Source organism: Arthrobacter sp. CJL-S3, assembly GCF_056711635.1.
Map to the genome: position 1 here is coordinate 2,609,800 of NZ_CM160046.1, position 16,079 is coordinate 2,625,878.

Here is a 16,079-nt window from a genome sequence, read left to right on the forward strand (position 1 = left end):
TGCAGTTCGTCCCGCGGGGAAGGCGGAACTGTCTTCTTGGGATCAGTGGCTGTCAATAAACCATATGTATTTCCGGCGGCTGCTGGAAAGCAGTGCCCACGTGGCGGAATATGGCGCGTCACAATCAGTCTATGATTTCCGGCCTGCCTGCGCCCGTCCGGGCCGAAACGGGGCTGGATCCGCGTCCGCCCCACTATGCTTACGACTATGTCAACCAGCCTCCACCACCGCGCGATTGAGCACCTCGGCACCCGCATCGTCGCGGGCGAGCTCCCGCCCGGACACATCATGCTGGCCGAGCACCTCGAGGACGAACTCAAGGTCTCCCGTTCGGTGGTCCGCGAGGCGGTGCGTGTGCTTCAGTCGCTCGGACTGGTCGAAACCACGAAGCGGGTGGGCATCCGGGTGCTGCCGGCCGACCGCTGGAACCCCTTCGACCCCCAGGTCATCCGCTGGCGCCTCGCCGGCGAGGGCCGCGGCGCGCAGCTGCGCTCCCTCGCAGAGCTGCGCACCGCCGTCGAACCCGTCGCCGCCGAACTGGCCGCCACCAACGCCCCCGAGGAGATCCGCCGCGAACTCGTGGAGGTCTCGCACGAAATGCGCGACGCCGGCCAGGCCGGGGACGTGCCGCGGTTCCTGGAGCTGGACATCCACTTCCATTCCCTGCTGCTGACCGGCTCCGGGAACGAGATGTTCGCCAACATGGTGGGTCAGGTGGCGGAGACGCTGACCGGGCGCACGGTGCACGGCCTGATGCCGGACCACCCCCGCGACACGGCGCTGCAGTGGCATGTGGACGTGGCTGAGGCGATCGCCGCCGGAAACCCGGCAGCGGCCCGCGAGGCCTCGGACCGGATCATGCGGGAGACCATCTCGGAGATGGAACCCGAATGGAAGGACCAGCCCAGGGTGTTCGTCCCGGTCCAGCGGCCCTAGCACCCCCGGAAGTCCAGCAGCACCTTGCCGGACACGGCCGCGTTCCGCGCCACCTCGAAGGCCTCCAGCCCCCGGTCCAGCGTGAACGTGTGGGTGACCACCGGGTCCACGAACAGTGACCCGTCCGCGAGGGCGGCCACGACGTCGTCGATTTCGTCGTTGAAGCGGAAGGACCCCAGTAGCTCCAGTTCGCGGGTGATCGCCAGCGAGATCAGGACCGGCTGCGGGCCCGAGGGCAGGAGCCCCACCATCACCACTTTTCCGCCCCGGGCGGCACCCTGCACCGCGGACGCCAGCCCGTGGTGGCTGCCGGAGGATTCGATGACGACGTCGGCCTCCACGGCCGCGATGGCCTCTGCCTCATCGCCCTTGAGGACCTCGTCCGCGCCCACGGCCCGGGCTATCTCCAGCGGCCGTGCGTGCATGTCCACGGCCACGATCCGCCGTGCGCCGGCCCGTTTGAGGACGGCCACCGCCAATGCGCCGATGGGGCCGCAGCCGATCACGAGTGCCGTCTTGCCCGCCACGTCGCCGGCACGCGAGACGGCGTGCCACGCGACACTGGCCGGTTCCACCAGGGCCGCGGTCCTGAGCTCCAGGCCCTCGGGCAGGGGACGGAGCATCCGGGCCGGAAGAGTGGCGTACCGGCTGAACGCCCCGTCGGTGTGGGGGACGCGCGCGGCGCTGCCCAGGTATGTGCAGCCCGGGGAGAGATTCGGGCGGTCCGCTGGATACCGGGCGGCGCCAGGGCCGGGCGTGGCCGGATGCACCGCGACGGCCGTGCCCGGCCCGGGCCCGGTGCCGTCACCGGCCGCCACGAGCACCGTTCCCACGATCTCGTGGCCGAGGACCATCGGCTGCCGGAGGACCGACTCACCGGCCGCACCGTGCATCCAGTAGTGCAGGTCCGAGCCGCAGATGCCGCCGAACGCCACTTCGACCACCGCTTCATCGGGAGCCGGTGCGGACACGGGTACGTCCTCGATCCGGAGGTCGCCGGCGGCATGGGCCACCACGGCGGCCGCTGTTGCCGGCAGTTCCGGGACGCCGCGCATCAGACCACCACCGTCATTCCGCCGTCGATGAAGATGGTCTGGCCGTTGACGAAATCCGAGCCGTCGGACGCGAGCCACACCGCCGGGCCGGCCAGGTCCTGCACGGTCCCCCACCGGTGCGCCGGGGTCCGGCCCAGGATCCAGGCGTTGAACCCCTCATCGTCGACGAGGTTCTGCGTCATTTCGGTGTGGATGTAGCCGGGCGCAAGGCCGTTGATCTGCAGGCCGGACCCCGCCCATTCGGCCGTCATGGCACGGGTCAGGTTCCGGAGCCCGCCCTTGGCGGCAATATAGGGGGCGATGGTGGGCCGGGCCAGGTCCGCTTGCACCGAGCAGATGTTGATGATCTTGCCCCGGCCGCGGGGAATCATGTGCCGTGCGGCCGCCCGCCCCACCAGGAATGCGCTGGTCAGGTCCGTGGAGATCACCCGGTCCCAGTCGGCGACGTCCAGGTCCAGCATCGGGACACGGTGCTGGATGCCGGCGTTGTTGACCAGGATGCCCAGCGGTCCGACGTTCTCTTCCACCCAGGCCACCCCTCCGGCCGCCTCGGCGTCGCTCGTGACGTCGAAAGCGCAGCTGTGCACCCGGCCGGGCGGATAGTCCGCGGCCATGGCGGCCTCCGCTGCCTTGAGCCGTTCGGGGTTGATGCCGTTGAGCACCACCGTGGCACCGGCGTCGGCGAGCGCCCGGGCCAGGGCGTTGCCGATCCCCCGGCTGGAGCCGGTGACCAGTGCGGTCCGGCCGGTCAGGTCAAAAAGTCCACTCATGGTTCGCTGATCCTCAATTGGTCGTGGCTGCTGTGTTGCCGCTGAGATTCGAGATGGTCTGGCGGACGACGGCAAGGTCCTTCTCGCCCAGCCCCTGGCGCAGCAGTTCCGCATACAGCTCGACGCCGGCCGCCGCCATCGGCGCCGCGGAGTGCACGGCGGCGGCGCTCTCCAGCACAAAGGAAAGGTCCTTGTGCATGAACTTGGCGGGGCCGGTGGGTTCGTAGTTCCTGGCGGCGAGCCGCGGCCCGACATTGTCCAGGACGCGGCTGCCGGCCAGTCCGCCCGCGAGCACCTCATACAGGGCGGCGACGTCCAGGCCGGAGCATTCGGCGAGCTCCGCGGCCTCGGCGAGCGCCGCCGTCGTGGTTCCGACGATGAGCTGGTTGCACGCCTTGGCCAGCGATCCGGCGCCCAGCGGACCGAGCCTGCGCACGGTGCTGCCCATGGCGGCGAAAAGCGGCTGGAGCCGCTGGAAGTCCCCTTCGCTGGCGCCCGCCATGATGGCCAGGGTCCCGTCCACGGCGCCTTGGGTGCCGCCGCTGACGGGGGCGTCGACGACGACGGCGTTGCCGCCGCTCGCCCGGCCCACCCTGGCACCGAACTCCTGCACCGCGGCGGGCGAGACGCTGCTCATGACCACCACGGCGGTGCCGGCCGCCGGCGGGGCCGCGGTCCAGGCCGCGAGGAGTCCGGCCGCGGCGTCCTCGATGTAGGACAGGTCCGGAAGCATAAAGATGATGACCGGCGTGTCGCGGAGTTCCTCGACCCCTGCCACGCGCGCGCCCCCGAGGGCTGCGAACCGGTCGAGGGCGCCCGGGGACCGGTTCCAGGCGGTGACGGCCCACCCTGCGTTGAGGAGATTTGCCGCCATTGGCGCCCCCATCAGGCCCAGGCCCACAAAGCCGGCTTCCCTACGGTCCCGTTCCATGCTGCCTCACTTCGTCGTGGATTACTCTCCGAAATCTGTTCAGTATCCTAGCCTCCATTCAGTATGATGAACAGCATGACGCCTAAAACCACCGTCGCGATCGCAGTCCCGCTCGAAGCAGAGCTTGTGGAGCGCATCCGCGCAGTAGATCCCTCCGTTACCGTCCTCTACGAACCCGAACTGTTGCCTCCGGAGCGCTTTCCGGCAGACCACTCCGGAGATCCGGACTTCCGCCGGACGCCGGAGCAGGAGGAACGCTACTGGGACATGCTCGGCAGGGCACAGGTCCTGTACGGGATCCCCAACGAGAGCCCGGCGGGCCTCGCGCGGGTTGCCCGCAGCAACCCCCACCTCGAGTGGATCCATGCCATGGCGGCCGGCGCCGGCGGTGCCGTGAAGGCCTCGGGGCTCGACGCCGGGGCACTGCAGAAGTTCCAGGTGACCACGTCGGCCGGTGTCCACGCCCTGCCGCTCGCCGAGTTCGCCGCGCTCGGAATCCTCAACGGTTTCAAGCGCAGCGCGGAAATGGCCCAGGACCAGGCGGTCCGGGTCTGGCCCGAGCTGCGCACCCCCACCCGGCTGGTCAACGGCTCCCATCTGGTGGTCACCGGGCTCGGCGAGATCGGGCTCGAGACTGCCAGGATCGCCCGTGCGCTGGGAATGACTGTCAGCGGCACGAAGCGGTCCGTTGAACCCATCGAGGGCATCCGGGAGGTCGCCGGCAACGACGGGCTCGCCGGCCTGCTGGCCACGGCGGACGCCGTCGTCAACACCCTTCCCGGCACGCCCTATACCGAGAGGCTGTTCAGCCGCGAGGTCTTTGCGGCGATGAAGCCCGGGACGGTCATGGTGAACGTGGGCCGCGGCACCGTCGTGGACGAGGACGCCTTGCTGGAAGCACTCGACAACGGCCAGGTTTCGTATGCGTGCCTCGACGTGTTTGCCGTCGAGCCGCTCCCGCAGGACAGCCCGCTGTGGCACCACCCCCGGGTGATGGTGTCCCCGCACACCTCGGCCCTCAGCGCGGCCGAGAACCGGCTGATCACTGAACGCTTCTGCAGCAACCTGCGGACCTTCCTCGACGGCGGCGAACTCCCCCACGTCGTCGACACGGTCCACTTCTACTAGGCCGCGGCTTCTCAGCGGTCCGGGCCCTGCGGCTCCAGGGACTCCGGCGGCTCCGGCGGCTCCGGCGGCCTGGACCTGAGGACCGCGCCGGCCTGCGGCGGCCTGGACCTGAAGACCGCGCCGCGCGGCCGGTTCCGCACCCAAAAGGGCGGCCCCTCCGAAACGCACTGCAACCCAAGGAACTGGATTCGGACTAGGAATCTGGCTTTCGGAGGGGCAGTTCAAACGGCGGGGCCGCTTTTTTCTGTGCAGGTGTGCGGGAGGAATTGCGCCCCGGCTCGTCCGCCGCGACGGACCTTCCGCTCCCCGACGCGCGGCTTGCCCGGCGCCCCGGTCCGTCCCCGGCGACGCACTTTCCGCTCCCCGACGCACGGCTTGCCCCGCGCCCCGGTATTCCCGCGTCACGTGGAATTTGCTGCGTCATGAGGCCTTCTCCGCGTCGCCATACCACTCCGGAGCCCACGACGTCCGGGCCGCGACACGACTTCTTTCCCGCGACGCGACGCCTTCTCAGCGATCTGAGGCCTGATCGGCGTCCCGCTAGTCCCGTGTCACCCGACATTTCCCGCCTCACCGGGCCTTTGCGGCATCGCCAGGCGGTGCTGCGGCTGTGCGATTTCCCGCATCCCCAAACCTCTGCCATCCCGCGCAGCCAACGCACCCCCCGCGTCGCCGCCAATCCGCACACCAGGTCGCCCCGAAAAACGCGGGAAGGCCGCAGCCCTTCCTGAAGGGAAGGGCTGCGGCCTCGGGTCCGGCGCCGGCGGGCGGCGGAATGCCCGGGAGCGCCTAGCTGGCATCCTCCGTCAGAAGAAGGTCGCGCCCCACCGTTTCCGGGGTGAAGAACGTGGTGACAAAGGAGATGGCAGCAAGAACCAGCGAGTAGATGGCGAGCACCAGCCAGGAATGATCAGTGGCGGCCAGGAGGGCGGCGCCCACCAGCGGCACCAGCCCGCCGGCGAAGACAGCCGAGAGTTCGCGGCTCATGGCCACACCGGTGAACCGGTACCGGGAGCCGAAGAGTTCGGGCAGGAGCGGGCACTGCGGGCCGAGCATGGACTGAACGCCCAGGGCGATACCCACCACCATGACGATCCAGACGAGCGTGACGTTGCCCAGCGTCACCAGGTAGAACGCGGGCAGCGCGATGAGGGCCTGGAAGAGTGCCCCATAGCGGTAGACGGGCACCCGCCCGAACCTGTCCGAGAGCGCACCGAAAGTCACCACCATAATGGCGGCGAAGCCGGCGGCGATGAGCAGGCCCACCGGGCCGATGAACTTGTCCCCCGGGAATACACCGTCCTTCGACGCCATGAAGGCGATGAGCAGGGCGGAGTAGATCGAGGAGTTGCCGTTCTCGCCCATCCGCAGGCCGATGCCGATCAGGACGTTCTTCTTGGAGTGCTTCCAGAGCTGGCCGAGGGGGTTCTTAGCCACGCTCTTGTGCTTCTCCAGCTCCTGGAAGACGGGCGTTTCCTTCAGCCGCAGCCGGATGAAGACGGCCACCGCAATCAGGACCACGCTGGCAAGGAACGGCACCCGCCACAGCCAGCCCTCCAGGACGTCCTTGTCAGCCATGGCAATCAGGGCAAACGTTCCGGCACCGAGCAGCGTACCCAGCTGGATCCCGACAAACGGGAGAGCAGCGAAGAAGCCCCGGCGGTGGCGCGGCGCGACTTCGGAAATCAGTGTCGTGGCGCCCGCCTGCTCGGCGCCGGCGCCCAGTCCCTGAAGGATGCGCAGGGTCACCAGCAGGACCGCTCCAAGCATGCCGGCCTGTTCGAAGGTCGGAAGCAGTCCGATGGCAAAGCTTGCCGTGCCCATCAGGCCGATCGTGAGGATGAGGACCAGTTTCCGGCCGAACCTGTCGCCGATGTGGCCGAAGATCATCCCGCCGAACGGCCGGGCCGCGAATCCCACCCCGTAGGTGGCAAACGAGGCGATCAGGGCGCCGTCCTCGCCGAGCGGCGAGAAGAACAGCGGGCCGAAGATCAGCGCCGAAGCCAGGCCGTAAATGTAGAAGTCGTAGTACTCCAGAGCGGAGCCCACGGAGCTGGCAAGAGTTGCCCTTCGCAGCTGTTCCGGATCGACGACGGCGCCGTCCGCTTTAGCCAGCGGTGTATTAGTACTAGTTGTCACAAGCACTCCCTCAAGAACACTCCAGACCCCCGTTGGCCTGGTGGGATGTGAGCAACCCCTGAGGGGCCGATCACCATGTTGAACAGCGTACAACAGGCTGATCGATTCGCCTACGTAATATCGGATTTATTTTTGGTGCACGTTTCGTGGACGGCGGCGGCCGGCGCTACCCCATGGGGTTGCCCAGGGACCGGGCCAGTTCTTTCAGTTCCTTCACCATCAGTGCACCCTGCTCGTCCGAATAGGTCGCCTTCAGCGCGGTGACGGACAGGCCCAGGCTGGGTCCGTGCGCGCCACGGGTGGGCACGGAGACGGCCAGGCAGACGACGCCGGTGGTCGATTCCTCATCCTCGAAGGCGTAGCCCTGTTCCCGAATGACGGCGAGCTGGGCCTTGAGCTCCGCCCCGGTGCGCAGGGACTTCGGCGTCAGGACGGGCAGCTGGGCGTCATCAGGAAACATCTCGGCCACGTCGTGGTCATGCAGCCGCGCAATCAGCGCCTTGCCGACGGCGCAGAGGGAAACCGGCATCTTGTCGCCGATGTTGGAGGTGAGGCGAACCGCGGGATGGCCTTCGTAACGGGCCAGGTAGATGACATTGGTCCCATCGAGCATGGCGATGCGGACCGTCTCGCCCGAGAGGGTGGGCGCCTGCTCACAGAAGCGGTAAAACTCCTGGACCTCGTCCAGCCGGCTCAGGTACGCAGCGCCGAGCTCAACCAACTTTCGCCCAAGGGTAAATTCGGCACCCTGACGGTTGATGAGCCTTGCCTCCTCGAGGGCAAGCAGGAGGTTCGAGGTCGAGGATTTGGGGATGCCCAGTTCCCTGGCGAGGTCGCTCAGCGTCAGCCGCCCGGTCGCAGAGGAGGCCAGCGCCTCCAGCACAGCAGCGGCGCGGGTGACCGCCGGCGCGGGTGAGGCGCTCCCCGATCCGTCAGTCGTGCGGGCAACTCGGGAATCGGCCATGATTCTCCTTCAGGGATCGCGTGCAGGGCGCCGGCGCCCTGCATTCGGGGCTGTTCAGTCAGTTGAACACTAACCATCATAGTGTCGGGTGCGCCGAACCGCCTCCCCCGGGGCTGCGATTAGCAGCCAGGATCGGAGGCGGCGGCGTGCGCGGGAGGCGGAGGGTGCGCGTCAGGCGGTGGCTTGCGCGTCAGGCGGAGGTGTGCGCGTCAAGCGACGGCGGCCACCGGATTCGTCAGCTCACCGATGCCTTCAATTCGGCACGTCACGGTGTCACCGGCGCTGAGGCTTACGCACTCGGCAGGGAAGCCCGTCAGTACCAGATCGCCAGGGTGCAGCGTCATGAAAGACGTCAGGTAGACGAGGATTTCATCCACGCCCCAGCCGAGATCGGCCGTACTGGCGGCCTTGAGCTCGGCGCCGTTGTGCCTGATCCCGATCGCCAGGTCTGCACCGTTGAGGCCCGTGACGATCCATGGCCCGGCCGGAGTGAAGGTGTCCCGGCTCTTGGCGCTGGTCCACAAGGCGTCCGACTGCTGCAGGTCCCGGGCGGAGACATCATTTCCAATGGTGAAACCCAGGACCGCGGTCCGTGCATTGCTGAGCGTCAGTCCCCGGACCTTGCTGCCGATGACGATTGTCAGTTCCGCTTCCGGGTCAACACGGCCCACCCCCGGCCCCAGTTCAATTGCATCTCCCGGGCCGACCACACTGGTCGCGGCCTTGTGGAAAGCCTGCGGCGGGAGATCCCGGCCCGCCTGGCCGGTGTTGTGCGCCATTCCCAGGACGTTGGCCGGGACACTTGGCGCCAGGAAAATGAACGAGCCCTCGCCAACGGTGTCGCCGGCTTCCCAGCCCCTGCGGGCCGCACTGCCGGCATTCGCCGGAGAACCCGGGAACGGCGACCCGATCACCGTCCACACTCCTCCTGCTTCGCTGTCGAAGTCCGGGGCCTCGTTGGCGACGAAAAAGTGCTCGTCCCCGGAATCCTCGGACAGCGGGCGGACCCGGGCAATGCGGCGGGCGATCGTGGGAACCATGAAGACATCCTAGGCCGCCGTCGCGGGCCGGGACGGAATGTGTCAGACCGGTCCTGCCCCAGGCCGGGCGGTCAATGAGCCGCCAATTTCCCCATCGAATAGGCATTTGTGCAGCTCAGAGTCGCCGCGGCGTGTTTCACATTTCCGATTATTCACGGTATATTCATACACAAGCCTTCCACCGCGGCATCCCCCAATAGTCGCGGTGGAAGGCTTTTCCAATGCCCCGGCACCTGTTGCACGCGACGCCGTTGGGCATGCCGGGAAGATGCTTGGGTCATGCCGCGTCCGCGATCGCCTCCCGGAGCCGCCAGCCCCCGCCCAGGCCGTCACGGATGATTTCCATCGTGGTGAGGGCAGAACCCGAGTTGCGGCCCAGTCTCGCCTGGACCTGCCAGACCTCGACGTCGACCCGGCTCAGTCCTTTGGGCATCCGCCGCTCTGCCTCCCACCAGCTCACCCGCTCGAACCAGCGGACGGGCTCCGCGCCGACAATCCATTCCCGGCCGGCGCGCACCACCGCCTGGGGCCGTCCATCCGGGCCTGATTTCACCATCACGTGTTCCATGTCCGCAACGGTAGGGTGAGGCTCCGACATTCCGGCGGCGCGGCTGACGGGAGTCCGGGTTCTGCCGGCAGACCGGTCGAGGCTAAAGCCGGGCGACAGTCTCCCGCTGGTCAGGGACGGCGCCTTGCCCGCCGCCCCCGGCATCGGCCTTGCGCACGGCCACCAGCGGCCGCAGCCGCTTCTCCAGGGGACGTTCGACGAGCTGGTAAAGGAGCGCCGACAGGGCGATGGATACGACCAGGACGCCAAAAGAAATGCCAACTCGTTGGTGGAGGCGGAGCGGGTGCAGCATCAAGGCCACCCGGATAACCAGTTCGTGGATGAGGTAGAGGGAAAACGACCACTCTCCCAGTCGGACCATGACAGGCGTGCTGGACAGTCCCGTTCCGCCGGCAAGGTCGCGCTTGGCAAAACCCGCCACCAGGGCAGCGATGCCGGGCATCATCAGAAGTGTGGCCGTTTCCGGCCGGAAGATTTCCGGAACTATCGGAACGACCGCCTCCAGCAACACGAAGGATCCACCTGCGATCAGCGCCCCGGTCGTTGCTCCGAACCGCGGCCGCCAGCCCCTGCGGAATGCGAACGCCAGGCACACGCCGATGGTGAAGTCCACCAACCTGAATGCCGGCAGGATGTACAGAAGGTCCCCCCACGGCACGGCCGTCCAGAAGGTGAACAGCACCCAGTAGGCGACAGCAGCAGTGCCGAAGACCGCTGCCGCTGCGCCCAGGACCGCTTTGACGTTGTAGCGGGACAGCCACGCGGCAAGAAGCGGGAAACACAGGTAAAAGAACGCCTCGGCCGACAACGACCATGAAACCCCGTTGAAGGCGTTGGCCCATTCCTGATTCCACGCTTGCACCAGGAGGAGTACGGCCGGAAGCCGCTCCAGGGACACGGCGCCGTCGTTGACGGATAAATAGGCCGCGGCCAACAGTGTCGTCAGTGCGTGGAGAGGCCAAATCCTGGCAAATCTACGCCAATAGAACACGCGCTTACTGGTCGTTGGCCGGAAGGACCACGCGAGAACGAAGCCAGACAGCACGAAGAAAAACGCGACGCCCGTATACCCGAGCACTATGAAGGGTCCTATTTCAGGAAGCACGAACGCCGAGATGTGGTAGAGCACTACGATCAGCGCGGCGATGAACCGCAGGCCGGTCAACGAGTTCAAACGAATTTCCGACACTGGCGGGCTCACAGGGCTTCCTAGCGTCAGGGATTGAGGTAAAGGGCTACCGGAGTATGCAAAACCCCGCCGTGCGGGCCGGTCAGCCTGCAGCAGCGGGGTTTTCTTTGGTGGGTCCTACCGGGATCGAACCGATGACATCCACGGTGTAAACGTGGCGCTCTACCAGCTGAGCTAAAGACCCAAACAGCGGTTTTCCACGCCTCAGCGCTTGAACCAACGAAGAGTTACTGTACCGGATGCGGCGGGCAGAATGCCAATCGGGTTCAGAGCGGCGGGAGCTCGTCGGCGAGCCACCGGAGCGACTCGCTGACGCCGGCGTTGAGCTTGACCGTGGCCAGCTCGTCCCCGCGGGTCTGGCCCCGGTTGATGATGACCACGGGCTTTCCGTGTTTGGCCGCGTGCCGGGCAAACCGCAGGCCGCTCATCACCGTCAGCGAAGAGCCGGCCACCAGAAGTGCGGCGGCCTCATCCACCATGGCGTAGGAGCGTTCCACCCTGTCTTTGGGCACGTTCTCACCGAAGTAGACGAAATCGGGCTTGAGGGTGCCGCCGCAGGCCGGGCAGTGGGCGACGATAAAACTCGCAATCAGGTCCTCGTCCTCGACCGTGGCGTCGGCATCCGGGGCCATTTCCACCACACCGGCGGCCAGGGCCCGTTCCAGGAAGCCGGGGTTGAGCTCCGTCAGCACGCCCGCCAGCAGCGTCCGGCTGTACCGCCGGTGGCAGGCGAGGCAGACGACCTGGTCAAAACGGCCGTGCAGGTCCACCACGTTGACGCTTCCGGCATCCTCATGCAGCCGGTCCACGTTCTGGGTGATGAGGCCGGTCAGCAGCCCGCGGTGCTCCAGCCGGGCGACGGCGGTGTGGCCGTCGTTGGGGTCGGCCCGGCGCAGGTGGGACCAGCCGATGTGGTTGCGGGCCCAGTAGCGGCGGCGGTTGTCCGGCTCGCCGATGAATTCCTGGTACGTCATGGGCGCCCGGGGCGCAGCGCCTGGTCCTCGGTAGTCCGGGATGCCGGAGTCGGTGCTCAGGCCGGCGCCGGTCAGCAGCGCGAACCGCTCCCCGGCCAGAATGCCGTGGATCTCCTGCAGGACTTCGAGCTCGTCGCGGGCCGGTTCCGCGGCGGGGACCGGGGGCAGGCTCGCAAAGCCAGTCATGCCGATCCCGGGCCGCCGCGTCCTCACCGCGTCAGTTTCCTGCGAGTCCTGCCAGGGCGGCGCGGTAGCCGGCGAAGTCCCGGGCCTGGCCGCGGGGGTTCACCACCACGTAACGCACGATTCCGCTCGCGTCGATGATGAAGGTTCCGCGCTTTGCCATCCCGCTTCCGGGATCGAACACCCCGTATTGTTCGGCGACGGCCCCGTGCGGCCAGAAGTCGGCGAGCAGGTCGAAAGCGTAGCCTTCCTTCTCCGCGTAGGCCCGCTGGGCGAACTTGCTGTCCACCGAGATACCCAGCACGACGGCCTCGGCACCCTCGAACAGCGCCAGGTTGTCCCGGATTTCACACAGTTCCCCCGTGCAGATGCCGGAGAAGGCGAACGGGAAGAACACGAGGACGACGTTGCGTCCCATCAGTTCGGAGAGCCTGACGGGTTCGCCGTACTGGTTCAGCAGCTCGAAGTCCGGGGCTGACTCGCCGACGGCGGGCACAGTCCGCCCGTCAACTGCCTGGTCCGCGATCACGCGAACCGCGGCGGCTTGGGTCACTTGTTCTTCCGCGTGACCCGAGTGGCGCTCCAGTCCTTGGAGACGCCCGCAGAGGTCGTGTAGTGCAGGCCGGCGGTGGGCGCGGCATCCTGGATGTCGGCCGGCGAGACGTAACCCACCCGGCCGGACTTCGGGGTCAGCACCCAGATAACGCCGCCTTCAGCCAGGGTGGTCAGCGAGTCAACCAGGGTGTCAACGAGGTCACCGTCGCCGGAACGCCACCAGAGAATGACGGCATCTACTACTTCATGGTCGTCCTCATCGAAGAGTTCCGAACCGGTGAGATCTTCGATGTCGTCGCGCAAGTCGAAGTCGACGTCGTCGTCATAACCGAATTCCTGAATCAGGTCCCCGGTTTTGAAACCCAGTTTTTCCGCCACATTTACCGAAGTGGCGGCGTCGGCCTCGCTCACGTGTTGCTCCTATGCTTGGTGTTTTCAATAGCTCTAGTGATTTCCATTACTCCAAGCCAACACCCTTTGCGCCTGCGCTTCAAGCTGTTGGCCCCGCGATCCGCCATATTCTGCGTCACACACGGCGATCCGAGTACCGCCGGGCGGCACATCGTCACACAACCAGTATGCCGGTCAAATACGACAGGACCCCCATGCGACAGCTACGCATCCCCGAGCGGTCACAGCTAGAGTGGCTGATGACGACTACGCCCGAGAGGGCGAACGCCCCGCTGACGCAGGCGGGCATAGTTGTGATTGGACCTTGCCCGGCGCACATGACCGGGCAGTTGTAACCGATACGTCGCACACGTCGCGTTCACGCCAGGCAGTTACCCTGCCGGAGCTGAGGGCGCCGATGAATGCGCTCAAAGAGAGGTTGGACGTGGCTGCAGGAGAAGAGACCTCCCATATCCTCAGCGGGTTGACTAACCAGCTGCCTGATCGTGATCCGGAAGAGACCGCCGAGTGGCTGGAGTCCCTGGACACGCTGATTCAGGAACAGGGCACCGAGCGTGCCCAGTACATAATGCGCAGCCTGCTCCAGCGGGCCGGCGCGCAGTCCGTGGGTGTTCCGATGGTCACGACCACGGACTACGTCAACACGATCCCGGTGGACCAGGAAGCGGAGTTCCCCGGGGACGAGGAAATCGAGCGGAAGTACCGGGCCTGGCTGCGGTGGAACGCCGCGGTCATGGTGCACCGGGCGCAGCGGGCCGATATCGGCGTCGGCGGGCACATCTCGACCTATGCCGGGGCCGCGACCCTCTACGAGGTCGGGTTCAACCACTTCTTCCGCGGCAAGGACCACCCCGGCGGCGGGGACCAGGTCTTCTTCCAGGGCCACGCCTCCCCCGGCATGTACGCCCGGGCCTTCATGGAGGGCCGGCTCTCCGAGGAGGACCTGGACGGGTTCCGGCAGGAGAAGTCCAAGGAAGGCCATGCCCTCTCCTCGTACCCGCACCCGCGGCTGATGCCGGAGTTCTGGGAGTTCCCCACGGTCTCGATGGGCATCGGGCCGATGAACGCGATCTACCAGGCCCAGTCCAACCGGTACCTGCAGAACCGCGGCATCAAGGACACCTCGGACCAGCAGGTCTGGGCGTTCCTGGGCGACGGGGAAATGGACGAGCCCGAGTCCCGCGGCCTGCTCCAGCTCGCCGCGAACGACAAGCTGGACAACCTGAACTTCGTGATCAACTGCAACCTCCAGCGCCTCGACGGGCCCGTGCGCGGCAACGGCAAGATCATGCAGGAACTCGAGGCGTTCTTCCGCGGCGCGGGCTGGAACGTCATCAAGGTCGTCTGGGGCCGGGAATGGGATGACCTGCTGGCCAAGGACGAGGACGGCTCGCTCGTGAAGATCATGAACGAAACCGTCGACGGGGACTACCAGACCTACAAGGCCGAGTCCGGCGCGTTCGTCCGCGAGCACTTCTTCGGGCAGACCCCGCAGACCAAGGAAATGGTCCAGGACCTCACGGACGACCAGATCTGGAACCTCAAGCGCGGCGGCCACGACTACAACAAGGTCTACGCCGCGTACAAGGCCGCGACCGAGTTCAAGGGCAAACCCACCGTCATCCTGGCCCACACGGTCAAGGGCTACGGCCTGGGCACCCACTTCGAGGGCCGCAACGCCACCCACCAGATGAAGAAGCTCACCCTCGCGGACCTGAAAGCCTTCCGCGACCACCTGCGCATCCCCATCACCGACGACCAGCTCGAAACGGACCTCTACCGGCCCCCGTACTACCACCCCGGCATGGACTCCCCCGAGATCCAGTACCTCATGGAACGCCGCCGCGCCCTCGGCGGCTTCGTCCCCGAACGCCGCTCCAAGCACACCGACGTCACCCTGCCGGGCGACAAGGTCTATGAAGTGGCGAACCGCGGCTCCGGCAAGCAGCTGGCGGCCACCACCATGGCCTTCGTCCGCCTGCTGAAAGACCTCATGCGGGATAAGGAATTCGGCCAGCGGATCGTTCCGATCATCCCGGACGAGGCCCGCACCTTCGGCATGGACGCGTTCTTCCCGACGGCGAAGATCTATAACCCGAACGGCCAGAACTACCTGTCCGTGGACCGCGAGCTCGTCCTGGCCTACAAGGAGTCCATCTCCGGCCAGATCGTGCACGCCGGAATTAACGAGGCCGGTTCGGTGGCGGCGTTCACCGCCGCGGGCACGTCCTACTCCACCCACGGCGAACCGCTGATCCCGATCTACGTCTTCTACTCGATGTTCGGCTTCCAGCGCACCGGAGATTCCTTCTGGGCCGCCGCGGACCAGATGACCCGCGGGTTCATCATCGGCGCCACCGCCGGCCGCACCACCCTGACCGGCGAGGGCCTGCAGCACGCCGACGGGCACTCCCCGATCCTGGCCTCAACCAACCCGGCCGTCGTCACGTACGACCCTGCCTACGGCTATGAGATCGGCGTCATCATGCGCGACGGCCTCAACCGTATGTATGGTCCCGGCCTGGCGGACAACGACCCGTCGCGGAACGTGATGTACTACATCACCGTCTACAACGAGCCGATCTCCCAGCCGCCGGCACCGGCGGAACTCGACGTCGAGGGCATCATCAAGGGCATTTACCTGCTGGCACCGGCCAAGATCGACGGCCCGCGCACGCAGATCCTTGCCTCCGGTGTGTCCGTCCCCTGGGCCCTCGAAGCCCAGCGGGTCCTCGCCGAGGACTGGGGTGTCTCCGCCGACGTCTGGTCCGTGACGTCCTGGACCGAGCTGCGCCGCGACGCCATGGCCGCCGAGGAAGAGGCCTTCCTCAACCCCGGCCACCCGGCCCGCGTCCCGTTCGTCACCGAACAGCTCGCCGGCGCGACCGGTCCGATCGTGGCCGTCACCGACTACATGAAGGCCGTCCCGGACCAGATCCGCCAGTTCCTGCCGAACGAGTTCGCCTCGCTCGGCGCGGACGGCTTCGGCTTCTCCGACACCCGCGCCGCGGCCCGCCGCTTCTTCAAGAACGACATCCACTCCGTGGTCGTCCGTTCGCTGCAGATGCTGGCCCGCCGCGGCGAGGTTGATGCCCAGGCTCCGGCCCAGGCGATCGAGAAGTACCGCCTGCACAACGTCAATGCCGGCACCACCGGCAACGCGGGCGGCGACTCCTAGAGTCATCGCGGCAAATGCGACGGCGGTCCCCACCGAAAGGCGGGGGCCGCCGTCGGCG

The 16,079-nt window shown here is 67.1% G+C and carries 14 protein-coding genes and 1 tRNA gene; 3 read left to right on the top strand and 12 right to left on the bottom strand.

The features are described 5' to 3' along the window. Window positions 1-207: 207 nt before the first annotated feature. Window positions 208-936 (top strand): FadR/GntR family transcriptional regulator, encoded by a 729-nt coding sequence (locus AC06G6_RS11920; protein WP_479822278.1) that lies wholly within the window; start codon window positions 208-210, stop codon window positions 934-936. Here the strand turns inward: AC06G6_RS11920 and AC06G6_RS11925 are convergent. Genes AC06G6_RS11925 through AC06G6_RS11935 form a run of 3 tightly spaced genes read right to left on the bottom strand, consistent with a single transcriptional unit; the run spans window position 933 to window position 3,692 of the window. Then, complete coding sequence (locus AC06G6_RS11925) at window positions 933-1,991, bottom strand: L-idonate 5-dehydrogenase (protein ID WP_479822280.1); 1,059 nt, start codon at window positions 1,989-1,991, stop codon at window positions 933-935. The two genes, AC06G6_RS11920 and AC06G6_RS11925, sit on opposite strands and share 4 nt — an antisense overlap. After that, on the bottom strand, window positions 1,991-2,761 hold the full coding sequence (locus AC06G6_RS11930) for an SDR family oxidoreductase (protein WP_479822282.1): 771 nt from the start codon (window positions 2,759-2,761) through the stop codon (window positions 1,991-1,993). The genes AC06G6_RS11925 and AC06G6_RS11930 overlap by 1 nt, the downstream gene beginning before the upstream one ends. A gap of 13 nt (window positions 2,762-2,774) precedes the next feature. Next, window positions 2,775-3,692 (bottom strand): NAD(P)-dependent oxidoreductase, encoded by a 918-nt coding sequence (locus AC06G6_RS11935; RefSeq protein ID WP_479822284.1) that lies wholly within the window; start codon window positions 3,690-3,692, stop codon window positions 2,775-2,777. A 63-nt stretch (window positions 3,693-3,755) separates the two neighbouring features. Here AC06G6_RS11935 and AC06G6_RS11940 point away from each other — a divergent pair, with 63 nt between their 5' ends. Continuing rightward, window positions 3,756-4,820: a D-2-hydroxyacid dehydrogenase gene (locus tag AC06G6_RS11940; protein WP_479822286.1), complete on the top strand. Its 1,065-nt coding sequence runs from the start codon at window positions 3,756-3,758 to the stop codon at window positions 4,818-4,820. Window positions 4,821-5,609: 789 nt separating this feature from the next. On the opposite strand, the gene AC06G6_RS11945 is transcribed toward AC06G6_RS11940, so the two are convergent. From AC06G6_RS11945 to AC06G6_RS11985, 9 genes are all read right to left on the bottom strand, one after another. Continuing rightward, window positions 5,610-6,959 (bottom strand): MFS transporter, encoded by a 1,350-nt coding sequence (locus AC06G6_RS11945; protein WP_307462613.1) that lies wholly within the window; start codon window positions 6,957-6,959, stop codon window positions 5,610-5,612. Window positions 6,960-7,125: 166 nt separating this feature from the next. Further along, complete coding sequence (locus tag AC06G6_RS11950; protein ID WP_479822288.1) at window positions 7,126-7,923, bottom strand: IclR family transcriptional regulator; 798 nt, start codon at window positions 7,921-7,923, stop codon at window positions 7,126-7,128. A gap of 209 nt (window positions 7,924-8,132) precedes the next feature. Further along, complete coding sequence (locus AC06G6_RS11955; protein WP_479822290.1) at window positions 8,133-8,963, bottom strand: fumarylacetoacetate hydrolase family protein; 831 nt, start codon at window positions 8,961-8,963, stop codon at window positions 8,133-8,135. Between the two features lie 277 nt (window positions 8,964-9,240). Continuing rightward, window positions 9,241-9,531 carry a hypothetical protein gene (locus AC06G6_RS11960; RefSeq protein WP_307462607.1) on the bottom strand — a complete coding sequence of 97 codons (291 nt, stop codon included), beginning with the start codon at window positions 9,529-9,531 and terminating at the stop codon, window positions 9,241-9,243. A gap of 82 nt (window positions 9,532-9,613) precedes the next feature. Beyond that, complete coding sequence (locus tag AC06G6_RS11965; protein WP_479822292.1) at window positions 9,614-10,732, bottom strand: acyltransferase family protein; 1,119 nt, start codon at window positions 10,730-10,732, stop codon at window positions 9,614-9,616. Between the two features lie 96 nt (window positions 10,733-10,828). Beyond that, window positions 10,829-10,904: transfer RNA gene (locus AC06G6_RS11970), tRNA-Val, on the bottom strand. Between the two features lie 82 nt (window positions 10,905-10,986). Beyond that, a complete protein-coding gene (locus tag AC06G6_RS11975; protein ID WP_479822294.1) occupies window positions 10,987-11,880 on the bottom strand; it encodes an NAD-dependent protein deacetylase in 894 nt (297 codons plus the stop codon). 31 nt (window positions 11,881-11,911) lie between these two features. Continuing rightward, window positions 11,912-12,430, bottom strand: coding sequence for a peroxiredoxin (locus tag AC06G6_RS11980; RefSeq protein ID WP_479822296.1), 519 nt, complete (start codon window positions 12,428-12,430; stop codon window positions 11,912-11,914). Further along, the gene (locus tag AC06G6_RS11985; RefSeq protein ID WP_226761795.1) at window positions 12,427-12,843 is read right to left on the bottom strand and encodes a DUF3052 domain-containing protein; all 417 of its coding nucleotides are present in this window, start codon (window positions 12,841-12,843) and stop codon (window positions 12,427-12,429) included. The genes AC06G6_RS11980 and AC06G6_RS11985 overlap by 4 nt, the downstream gene beginning before the upstream one ends. 397 nt (window positions 12,844-13,240) lie before the next feature. On the opposite strand from AC06G6_RS11985, the gene aceE reads away from it, so the two are divergent. Continuing rightward, window positions 13,241-16,021, top strand: a complete 2,781-nt coding sequence (aceE, locus tag AC06G6_RS11990; RefSeq protein ID WP_479822298.1) for a pyruvate dehydrogenase (acetyl-transferring), homodimeric type — start codon at window positions 13,241-13,243, stop codon at window positions 16,019-16,021. Window positions 16,022-16,079 lie beyond the last annotated feature (58 nt).